Annotated in this window: 9 protein-coding genes (1 of these 9 running past the window's edge); 4 read left to right on the plus strand and 5 right to left on the minus strand. The window is 43.2% G+C overall.

The window, feature by feature from the left end; genetic code table 11:
- Positions 1–127 precede the first annotated feature (127 nt).
- The 3 genes from QC759_RS04970 to QC759_RS04980 all read left to right on the plus strand — a co-directional run bounded on the left by QC759_RS04970 (position 128) and on the right by QC759_RS04980 (position 3,816).
- Positions 128–2,509, plus strand: coding sequence for a PAS domain-containing sensor histidine kinase (locus QC759_RS04970; RefSeq protein WP_048073110.1), 2,382 nt, complete (start codon positions 128–130; stop codon positions 2,507–2,509).
- Between the two features lie 360 nt (positions 2,510–2,869).
- On the plus strand, positions 2,870–3,334 hold the full coding sequence (locus tag QC759_RS04975; RefSeq protein WP_048073109.1) for an OB-like fold-containing membrane protein: 465 nt from the start codon (positions 2,870–2,872) through the stop codon (positions 3,332–3,334).
- 2 nt (positions 3,335–3,336) lie between these two features.
- Positions 3,337–3,816: a metal-dependent hydrolase gene (locus tag QC759_RS04980; RefSeq protein WP_048073108.1), complete on the plus strand. Its 480-nt coding sequence runs from the start codon at positions 3,337–3,339 to the stop codon at positions 3,814–3,816.
- Between the two features lie 56 nt (positions 3,817–3,872).
- Here the strand turns inward: QC759_RS04980 and QC759_RS04985 are convergent, their stop codons facing one another.
- Entirely contained in the window at positions 3,873–5,348 is a 1,476-nt protein-coding gene (locus tag QC759_RS04985) for a sensor histidine kinase (protein WP_048073107.1), read from the minus strand.
- A 258-nt stretch (positions 5,349–5,606) separates the two neighbouring features.
- Between QC759_RS04985 and rfbA the strand changes: the two genes are divergently transcribed.
- Complete coding sequence (gene rfbA, locus QC759_RS04990; RefSeq protein ID WP_048073106.1) at positions 5,607–6,479, plus strand: glucose-1-phosphate thymidylyltransferase RfbA; 873 nt, start codon at positions 5,607–5,609, stop codon at positions 6,477–6,479.
- 125 nt (positions 6,480–6,604) lie between these two features.
- Here the strand turns inward: rfbA and QC759_RS04995 are convergent, their stop codons facing one another.
- The 4 genes from QC759_RS04995 to QC759_RS05010 all read right to left on the minus strand — a co-directional run.
- On the minus strand, positions 6,605–6,868 hold the full coding sequence (locus QC759_RS04995) for a HEPN domain-containing protein (RefSeq protein WP_048073105.1): 264 nt from the start codon (positions 6,866–6,868) through the stop codon (positions 6,605–6,607).
- Complete coding sequence (locus QC759_RS05000; protein WP_060537763.1) at positions 6,856–7,704, minus strand: nucleotidyltransferase domain-containing protein; 849 nt, start codon at positions 7,702–7,704, stop codon at positions 6,856–6,858. Before QC759_RS05000 ends, QC759_RS04995 begins: the two co-directional genes overlap by 13 nt.
- Before the next feature lie 182 nt (positions 7,705–7,886).
- Entirely contained in the window at positions 7,887–9,584 is a 1,698-nt protein-coding gene (locus QC759_RS05005) for a DUF11 domain-containing protein (protein ID WP_052399963.1), read from the minus strand.
- 254 nt (positions 9,585–9,838) lie between these two features.
- Positions 9,839–11,399 carry the 3' portion of a glycosyltransferase family 39 protein gene (locus QC759_RS05010; protein ID WP_048073103.1) on the minus strand. It continues 752 nt past the right edge of the window, so 1,561 of the gene's 2,313 nt are visible here — the last part of the coding sequence; its start codon lies beyond the right edge, outside the window; its stop codon occupies positions 9,839–9,841.

The following is an 11,399-nucleotide window of genomic DNA, read 5'->3' on the forward strand; positions in this document are numbered from 1 at the left end:
CCCCCATGAGTGGTTAAATTTGTGCTACAGGGTTTTAGAGGGGTTTGTTCCCTGGAACATACTAAAACTGAACTCTTTAAAGATCAGTCATTGTTGATTTAAATTCCAAACTAAGGGAATGTTTCCCATGGATCAGGATACAAGGGACGATTTTGAACCCTTTAAACTAGAACACCTACCTCGAGAAGAGGATGAAAAACAGCTTTCCATCTATTTAAATCGATTACAGCAATTTAAATCTTATTCTAAAATTTTAGCCATAATGGTAATTATTCTGGGAGCTATGGGGGCCCTGGGATGGTTTTTCAATGTACCCCTACTCCGGGGAGAATACGAAGGAATCATTGGAATAAAGCTCAACACGGCACTCCTATTCATACTGGCTGGTTCCTGTGTTTATCTTTTGAACCTTAAATTAAAAGGAAAACAGGTACTGATTCCACGAATATTAGGAATTATCATAGTAGTTTGGGGAACTTTAACCATCCTCGAATATATCACCGGGACGAACCTGGGCATGAACTACCTGTTCAGCAGTATACTGCCAAATAACAGTATTTTAACAAAAAGCAGGCTGGCCAGCACTTTGAACTTTATCCTGCTAGGTGTTGCCCTTCTCATGGCCAGTTATAAATTTAAAATCCGTTACGTGCAGACTATCGCATTTTTTTGTGGATTTATAGCTCTTTTTGGATTGTCTTCCTATCTATACGGTAGCAGCTCTGATTATTTCCTGGACATCCTGGCCCAGATGGCTTTTATGACTTCCTTAATACACATACTGCTTTCGGTGAGTATACTGTGCCTCTGCCCGGACCATTCCTATATGGGGAGGATTACTGCCCAGAATTCCGGTGGATACATGGCACGACGCCTACTACCTGCTGCCCTGATGGCTGTTTTCCTGATGGACCTGTTAATCGTCAGTGGAGAAAGGTTAAACATATACAGTACTTACTTTGGGAATATCTTAGGCGTTATATTGGCCCTGGCATTTTTAACCACGGTAATTATCTGGAACTCTAACATACTCAATAAAATGGACCGTCAAAGACAAGAGTCCAATATTCGGCGTCTTAATCTTAAAAAATTCTACGAAAACTTGGTGGAGGGTATTAACGAGGGAATATGGGTTACGGATAAACACGACCGTCTGTACTTCATGAACCGGGGAATGGAAGAAATAAGTGGTGTTACCAGCCAACAGATGGAAGGCCTGCACATACTGGAGGATCTGCCTGATAATACCACTGATGGACTCAAGGAGTACTACCGGAAAGCAAAAGAAACCCTGAAACCAGTGCACTATGACTCCATTAAAGCCACCAGCCCCAGTGGCCGGCAATCATACCAGAGTGGCTGGATCATACCCCAGCTTAAAGAGGGAAAGTTTAACGGAGCTATATGCACAGTTATCGATGAAACACTGCGTAAAGAAGCAGAAAATGCTCTTAAAAAGTCTGAAACATTTTACAGAACCATATTTGAGAATACCGGTACAGCCACCATCATCATAGACCAGAACACCACCATAATCATGGCCAACAAACGCTGCGAATCCATGAGTGGGTACAGTGTGGATGAAATTGAACACCAATTAAGCTGGACTAATTTCGTTCACCCTGATGACCGGGAAAAGATGAAAACCTATCAACAGATGCGCCGGGTGCCCGGGAAAGAAGCTCCCTCCGAATATGAGTTTCGTCTGCTGAACAAGGAAGGTGAAGAAAGAGAGGTACTGCTTTTCACTTCACTGATTCCTGGTACCACCGACAGTGTGGTTTCCATGCTGGACATAACCGAACGTAAGAAGGCGGAAAATGTTATTAAAAAATCTTTAAAAGATAAAGAACTTCTTTTAAGGGAGATTCACCACCGGGTGAAGAACAACATGCAGATCATTAGCAGCCTCCTGAATCTCCAGCGTAGCTACGTGGATGATGAGGAGGCTGATAACATACTCCAGGAGAGCCAGGGACGGGTGAAGAGCATGGCTCTGGTTCACGAAAAACTTTACCAGACTGCTGATCTGGCCAAAATAAACGTGGGAGACTACATAGAAAGCCTAACCATGAACCTGTTCCATAGTTACCGTACCAAGCCGGGTATAAGGCTCAACCTGGATGTGGGAGATATTTACTTTAACATTGACACCGCCATTCCCCTGGGATTGATTATCAATGAACTGGTATCCAACTGTTTGAAGTACGCATTTAAAGACCAGAATGAGGGTGAAGTAGTTATATCCGTCCGTAAAGTGGATATGGATGAATTGGATGAAGTAAATGAAGTGAATGGAATAGGTGGTGGGAATTATTACCTCCTGGAAGTTCGGGATGACGGAGTGGGGTTACCGGAAGATCTCGATATAGAACATACCAACACCCTGGGTCTGCAGCTGGTTAAAACACTGGTATTGCAACTGGATGGTACCATTAAAATAATCAGAAACAATGGAACCTGTTTCCACATCATATTCCAGGAGCAGAAGTATATAAAGAGAATCTAATCCAATTAAAATAAAATTTCATTAAGTATTTCATCCTTTAATTAAATGATTCAAATCATGATTAAATTCAATAATTATGGGACAATAAACACGATTTTTTTGAATTAAATACTAAATAGAATATTTTGGTGTATTGATATAACAAAAATGTTCTGACCATTATTTTCTTATATTGAATCTATATATAAAAATGAAAAGGTATTTCTATAATTAACGAACTTATTTTTATAATTAAATGAAAACATTCCTTTAATGTAAAAATTGAATGAAAACATTCCATTAATGGAAATGAAATCCTTTTGTCAATAGAAAGTACAATGTTAAAGTGCAGGAATATAATTTTCTCCAAGGGGAAGGTAAGTGAAACTGAACACACCACTCAAAAGGATGGTAACCGGGCTTATCCTGGTGGCTGCCCTGGCAATATTATGCAGTAACTACGCCACAGAATACGAGTACCATCAGAAATACCCATCTTACGGAGCCCTAATCTCAGATTACCCTGAAGGAGAAGTGGTAAATGTCGGTGGAACAGTTACCCACATCGGTTCCAGCCAGTTCCAGATCCTGGAGAACTACCACGGTCAAAACATTAACCTGAGCATTAACAGCTCCACCCCGGTGAACCTGGAGGACCAAGTGTCAGTGGTGGGGGTCTTGGGACCTAACAATACCATCATCCAGGTGGAACGGGTGGAAGTCAATGAATACTGGAAGTACCTTTTCCTGTTGCTCCGTTCCTTCCTGGCGGTGATCCTTCTGATTTTCATATTTTACCGTTACTGGTCCTTTGACTGGAAAAATTTCGAGTTCAGGAGGCGCTAAGTGTGCCAGACTGGGTAGTTCACCTGGCAGTGGCCTGGAGCGTGTGCCGCATACTAAGCTTCCGATACCCTCAGTTTAACCCGGCCAACACCGTTCTGGTCATGGTGGGATCCATCTTCCCTGACGCCATTAAGATATCCATACTAACTGAACTAGTGGGATACGATATGTGGGATTATATCTACGTGTTCCACCTCCCGGTAGGTACATTTTTACTGGCAGGAATCGCTGCCCTCCTCTTCCGGGAGAAAAAAAGCGCCTTCCTGTTTTTATCCATGGGAATAGTAACCCACTACCTCCTGGACCTGATCCTGATACAGGTGGGATATGGTATGGCCCTCTTCTATCCATTAAGCTGGACTGGATTCACCCTGAACCTGGTCCCCAACGATGATTACTACATAACCATCATGGCCCTGTTTATAGCCCTGATAGTTTACCTGGTGTCAAGACAGGTGGAAAAAAGAAAGTTTAACCACTGAAAATGCGCTGCAAAAACTAAATAAAATTGGAAAAACCCTTAAAAAACAAATATAACCTATTTTTCATCACCTTTCAAAGGGGATCCATAATCCTCTTCAGCAAAGGTCAAAGTGAAGGTAGTACCCTGGTTGGTGTCCAGTTCCATCTCACCATCCACCTGGTCAGTAAGGGTATCCACCAGGCGCATGCCCAGGGAATCGGTTTTTCGAAAGTCCAAGCCTTCAGGGAATCCCACCCCAGTATCCGCCACCTGGAATACGTAGTGGTCATTGGCTTTATGGAATTTAACTGATATCTCACCATCTTCACCGTGGGGAAAGGCATGTTTGAGGCTGTTAGATACCAGTTCATTGACGATTAGGCCCAGGGGGACAGCGGTGTTGATATCCAGGGGCACGTTACCCACATCCATTTTCAGTTTGATGTTGTCCCGGATAACGTAGGTCCGGAAGAGTTCCTGGGTGAGGCTGGTGATGTACTCCCCGAAGTTTATGCACTTGAGATCCGTGGAACGGTACAGCATGGAATGAATTAAGGCCATGGACCGGGCCCGGTTCTGACTCTCTTTGAAAACCTTCCGGGCGGCCTTATCCTCAATGTACTTGGATTGCAGGTTGAGGAGACTGCTGATAACCATGAGATTGTTTTTAACCCGGTGATGTATTTCCTTAAGCAAAAGTTCCTTCTCATCCAGAGACTTGCGGAGCTGTTCCTCCGCCTGTTTACGACGGGTTATATCCCTTAAAATGGAGAGTACCATTTTCTCTCCACGGAGGTTGAATATATGGGCACTCACCTCCACTGGTATCTGGCGACCATCACTGGTGAGGTTGACCGCCTCAAAGGTGGCACTCCCCTCCTGGAGAAGGTCCCACAGAGTTGGTTCTTCCCTAGATTCAACTTCAATGTCTCTGGGAGTCATCTTCAGAAGCTCGTCCCTGGTGTACCCCAGGCTGTGGCAGGCCACGTCGTTGACTTCCAGAAATTGGCCACCGGTACCATCACTGGTAAGGGGGTAAAGGAAGATGGAGTCATTGGCATTGTTAAACAGTTCCCTGAACTTTTCCTCACTTTCCTGTAGCTTCAGTTCCATTTTTTTACTGGTGGTAATATCCCGAGAAATGGTGGAGGCCCCTACCACCCTACCCCGGGCATCCTTGATGGGGGAAACACTGAGGGAAATATTAACCAGGGACCCGTCTTTCCTGCGGCGTAGTGTCTCGTAATGGGTGATCCTTTCCCCATTTTTGATCCAGGCTAAAATCAGAGATATTTCATCACTGTTGTAGGGCGGTATCATCATAAAAACACTGCTACCCAGTGCCTCATCACCAGAAAATCCGTATAACTTCTCGGCAGCTGGGTTCCAGCTTAAAACCGTACCCTCCAGATCCAGACCTACAATGGCATCCTCAGTGTGCTCTACTATTGATTTAAGATAGTTTAATTCCTCATGGGTTTGGGATAACCTTTTTTCTGTTTCTTGAAGCCGGCTCTGGATTTCCTCACGGCTTAAATCTGGATGTTTCATGTTAATAACTCGTAATAATCGACTAATAAAGGGATTTTTTCTATAGGGTTTTATCTTTAACCTTTTATTTGATTATTTCGGCCACAATATTAACTTTTTATACCTCAAAACTTACCGGTTTATAACCCACCACTCCTACCGGAGGGGTTTAAGTGAAATATTTATGATAATTAAGGGAAATATTATATGAGAATTGAAACTGAATAAGATAACCCTAAAGTTCATAAAAAAAATTCAATTACACAGGATTTGATAACCATGAAAGGAATCATTCTTGCCGGAGGATCTGGAACCCGGCTTTATCCCATTACTAAAGCAGTTTCTAAACAGTTACTACCTATTTACGATAAACCCATGATATATTATCCCCTTTCCGTGCTCATGCTGGCCGGTATAAGGGAAATACTCATCATCTCCACCCCCCGGGACTTGCCACAGTACCGGGACCTTCTGGGTGATGGCCGTCAGCTGGGAGTTTCCTTCTCTTACGCTGTCCAGGAAGAACCCCGTGGACTGGCCGAAGCCTTTATCGTTGGTGAAGAGTTCATTGGTCAGGATAACGTGGCCCTGGTCCTGGGAGATAACATTTTCCACGGCCACCGTTTCAGTGAGATACTGCAGAGGGCAGCCTCCCTGGAGGAAGGGGCCATCATATTCGGCTACTACGTCCGGGACCCAGCAGCTTTCGGTGTTGTGGAATTCGATGAAGAAGGTAATGTACTGTCCCTGGAAGAAAAACCAGAACAACCCAAATCCAACTACGCCATACCCGGGCTTTACTTCTACGATAACAGTGTGGTGGAGATTGCCAAGGGAGTGGAACCCTCTGACCGAGGAGAGCTGGAGATAACCTCGGTTAACGAAGAATACCTTAAAAGGAAACAGTTGAAGGTGGAACTTTTAGGAAGGGGGATGGCTTGGCTGGACACCGGAACCCATAACGGACTCCTGGAAGCCAGTAACTATATCGAAGCCATTCAAAAAAGACAGGGATTCTTCGTGGCCTGTTTGGAAGAGATAGCCTATAACAATGGATGGATTGATGCTGCCACTGTCCTCGAACTGGCCGAAACCCTTAAAAAAACTGATTACGGTAAGTACCTGGTTGAACTCATTACCGGTGAACTGTAGATATGATTTTGTGGATGAAATTTACTTTTTTATAATTTCATCTATTTCTTTGATTATTTCTTTCACACTTGCGAGACCATTTTCAATTTCTTCCTGAGAAATTTCTCTTTTCTGATGCCCCAATTTCACATACCATAAAAGTCTATATTTCTTATTTCCCAGAGCAAATCCATTTGTTTCTCGTGACCCTGGAGTATTTCCTTAGCCCTGTTCTTTCTTGATCTGTGACTGGAATAATCTTTTCCATTAATTTTGTTAGTTAAAGCCATGAGGGCTGATTCAAAAGCAGCATACCCCAGGCCAGCCACACCAGCCAGATCTCCTTGTTCGTATAAATCTTCAGCTGATTTTAATAAATTTTTAGCCCTTTCCATATCTAAGTCAACCATATCTTATCTCCTTGACGCGATATACTCATCTCTAATTCTTTAATGGTTTCATTGAGATTTTCGAGTTCAATTTCGCCTTTAGGAACTGTTCGGCCCTCCCTAATAACCGAGTGGACTTCCCCAATAGTGACTTTTGCCATGTTTTCATAGTACTCCCTGGCAGGGCCTTCCAGTGATTCCGCTTTATTTAAAAATTCTTTGGCCTTTTCCAGGCGATATATAATGTATGGTTTGGGGAAAGTATCCAGTTGAGCTATGATTTCCCATACATCCCCTTTGTATACAATCCCATTAATGAGTGATTCCAAAACCACAAAATCGACTGGACTCTGGATATCCTGCCAGTTATACTGGTGTATCTCAAAACGGTAGGGTAGGAAATCATACTTCTTAACATCTAATGGTTTTTCACTAACTACAACCACATCTATATCACTTTTTTTCGTGGCCAGACCCGTAGCCACACTACCAAATAGTATGAATAAATCCACCTCATCTCCAATTTTGTTGTAAAGTAGATCAATTCTGTTCTTAAAATCAGGTCTTACATTCTGTCTTTTCTCTTCCATGAAAAGTTTCCAGAATATTTTAACCAGATTAAGGCCCGAATTTATCCGGTAAACCTTTTTACGTTGTGTCTTCTGTTGATTTATTATGTGGTGCGCTAGTAAAACCTTCAATATTCGGGAAACATTTGATTTGGAGATGCTAAGTTCATTTGATAATTCAGTGAGTCCCCATGTCAAGTAGGGTTTCTGGATCATGAACCGCAATATTTTAAGGGTATTCCTGGCAGCCAGATCCTCCAAATTAAATTGTTCTAAATTTAGTACCATATGTTCTAATATTGGTACTATGATATATTAAATTATCAGATATTCAGTATTAATAATTTAGATTTGTATCATATATAGCAATTTGTGTACACTGTGGAGTTAAAAAAATGGCACTAACAATGAACTTTTATGATTTAAAAAAATAGGGTTTTAAAAAAAATGGGGTTAAGGGGATTACCCCCTTATTTTCGTCTTGCCGTGTAGAAACCGGTAATCACCATCAGCAGGGCCAGTAACATTCCAGCCAATGGTACTCCCGTACTTTTCATTCCCACAGTATTAGCCAGAACAGCAGCGGTAGCTATGTTCTGGGCATTTACTGTTAGAGACTGTGTTTCCTGATTGAGTGTGGGGTCGTAGGTAGTGGTGGAAAGTAGGGGATTAATGAGGTAGAAACCAGCCCTTAAGTATCTCATTTGCAGTAGCAGGGTTGGGTCGCCCATGGGTACGGTTCCCAGGGTCCAGGTAATGGTTCGGGTGACCGGGTCATAAGTCCAGGTGTTTCCCACATCATCACTGGCTCCAGCAAATTCCAGACCTTCGGGTATGGTATAGGTCATCACCACATTTTCTGCGGGGTCTGGTCCGTTGTTCCCTACCTTCAAGGAGTAGGTTACTGTGTCGCCAGGCACTGGATTGGTTTTACTGGGTGTTACTTTAAGGTATAGGCTGGATTTAGGGATGATGGTCACATCTGTGCTCACTTCCTGAGCATCTGTGGTTCCATTAACCTTGGCTATACCTGGAGTTTCATCCGCAGTTAAAGTAGCGGTGGCTATCCCATCTAAGGTTAACCGGTTGATGGTCTTACTACCAAGGTTTCCCAGGTCTGTCTCGAATAACACGGGGGTTAAGTCCGGTATATGTCCTACTGCAGGATTGAATGGAGTTACTGTGGTTCCATCGCTGCGGTTATTGAAACTAACCGTGACCAGACTGGTTTCACGATTCCCAATGGTACTGGGAGTGGCATTAATGGTCATGTACAACCAATGGGTGGGGAAAGGAATATATCGTAATAGTTGAGAGAATTGTGGAGCATTAGCTCCCCACCAGTTGTCTTCCACATTGTTATTAACTGGAGACGCCGAATCGTCGTAAATACTGTAAAAACCTGTGTTACCATATATGCGGCAGAAATTCACCACTAAACTGTTACCAGTACGTTTAAGTATGGCACTTCCTAGAGTTCCGGTGTTCTGCAGAATATTAGAATCAGTGATGATTAAATACCCCCCATTGTAGACTCCTCCACCACCATACCCATTGGCAGTGTTTTGCTGAATAGTACTATGGTTAATAAACGAGGGATCAGTACCATAATTGGAGATACCTCCTCCGGAACTGGATGCCGTGTTCTGCTGAATAAGACTATTATATACAGTGAGATTACCAAACATGTTGTAGATCCCACCACCAGATATAGTAGCGGTGTTTAGCTGGATAATACAGTTGTTCACCGTGAGGTTCCCAAAGTAATTGTAGATCCCACCACCATATTGTACATTATTTCCGTCTTGTATGGTAAAGCTGGTCAGGGTTACTGTAGCCTGGTTTATGGTGACTGGACGTCCAGTATTGGTTCCACTGATGATGGTACCACTCTGGCTCTGTCCAATGAGGTTGAGGTTCTTGTTTATAACCACCTGTTCATTGTAGGTTCCATCCGCCACATAGACTGTCCCCTCTGGATCCACTGTATCGGTACCATTCTGAATAGTAGCTTTAGCCGTGGTGGGTGTCAGACCATCATTTCCATCAGAACCTGTGGCATTGTCTACATAAATAGTATCCGCGGCAGTGGAAGCAGAAATAGTGGCAACCAACAACAGTAGGAATCCTAATAGGAGGATAATCCGGTTTGTTTTTCCGTTGGTCAATTTTTTTCACCTCCTTTCACAATGATTTAAGACCAGGAGATACAGGGAAACTATGGATAATGATACTCCCCATTGATCTCCATGATTGTTCACATTAATTATGTTAGTGTTTACTTAATAACTTATAACTCTGTGGCCATACACCCACAAGTCATCATTAAAAAGTACCCCAGATTGTATTAACTAAAAAAATACCCATGGCATAGCATTACTACAAAAAAAGAAGCATTAAAGGAATAGGATAAAAAATTACATTAAATTCCCATATTATCCTGGATTAATTTCATTTCCTCCTGATTCTCCAGGTGGAAGGCATGCCACACCAGGTTGTAACCAATCCAGATAATGCGCCCCTTACCTATCTTTTGCTCCCCGATGAGGATGTTACCGTCGGCAGTGACCAGTGGCTGGATCTGGGACTGGTTGGTGGGTTCATAATGAGCCCCGTACCATGTTTCTCCATCGGACAGGAAGGGAGAGAAATTTACGGTGTTTGGTTCTATTTTAGGATTGGCCTCCAGACTTTTCCTGGTGATTATGGTGTTCATGAATTCTGCATTGTCCAAGTTGTAGAAGGAACCTTCCAGGTTACCTGAAGCATCAATCACCAATGTACCCCCTGATTCCACATATCGAGTTAATAATTCTTCTGCTTTTTCCTGATCATTCCATTTGAAGTTATAAAGAAGGAGGTAGGGATATTTTTGAAGCTCTTCCAGGGAGTGTGAGTCTATTTCTGTAGGTTTTCCCCGGACTACCTGGCCCAGGTTCTCGTATATAACATATGCCTTGAATCCCAGAACCTCGTCAATGTAATTCTGCCAGTTCTGTCCAATATATAGCATCTGGGTTTTGTTTTCAATCTTAGAGGGGTCTTTCTGGTAGATGAACACGTCTCCGAACTGTGCCACCTGAGGGTAGGCCTCTAAATTCAGTGATTGTGTAGATATGTAGTAATCGATGTTATTCTTCTCCAGTTCATGGGATATCAGCTCGGTGGTGTTCCAGGTGGGCTGTTTATCCATGTAGGTCCTTAAATTCCACACCATTCCGGGCCACTGGTTGGACCGGATTTTCTTGGTACTGTACTGGGGATCATACTCTTTCAACCAGTTGGCAGCCAGTGCCAGATTATCGGCAGTGTACTTGTTCCTTAAAAGGTCCGTAGAATTCACAATAAAGGGAGTATCATCCGGCTGGTTAATGGCCGATAGGTACTCATAGTTATCATTCAGTGAGTGATCCAAACCCGTCAGATAGGCGGTGGTAGAGAGCAGGGCCACCATTAGAAGTAAAAGGGGTAAGATATAGCGGGTGAGGTTCAGCTGGCGGTAGTTGATTTTCAGCTTCCCAGCTATCTGGTTCAAGCCCAGGATCAGGAAGTACACCAGGGCTGGGGCCATGGTGATGAAGTAACGGTCCACTTTCTGTGCGTACTGGGCATGAACTATGAACTGGGCCATGAACCAGGCCACAAAGAGCAGGTCCAGGTCCAGTTTCTCCTTACCCCTCATAAGATCGTAGACCATATAACAGATCAGGACCACCAGGCCAATACTGGCCATGCTGCTGATTTTACTGAAGGTAAAGATGAACCCTAAAAGTAAGACCGCCAGGATGAGGATTTTTAACTTGGCAAAGGGAGAGTTCAGATGGAATTTATGGCTTTTAACCAAGTTATAAAGGTAGATCACCACCCCAATAACTATTATCAGCAGGAATAAATAGTAAATCTGGTTGTGGAATTGTCCCTGGATCGATACGAAGAGATCCATGGTTTTTAAATAGTATAAAGGGTCTGCCGAGTAGGCAGCC

Origin of the sequence: Methanobacterium formicicum (assembly GCF_029848115.1) — an archaeon.
GTDB lineage: Archaea > Methanobacteriota > Methanobacteria > Methanobacteriales > Methanobacteriaceae > Methanobacterium > Methanobacterium formicicum.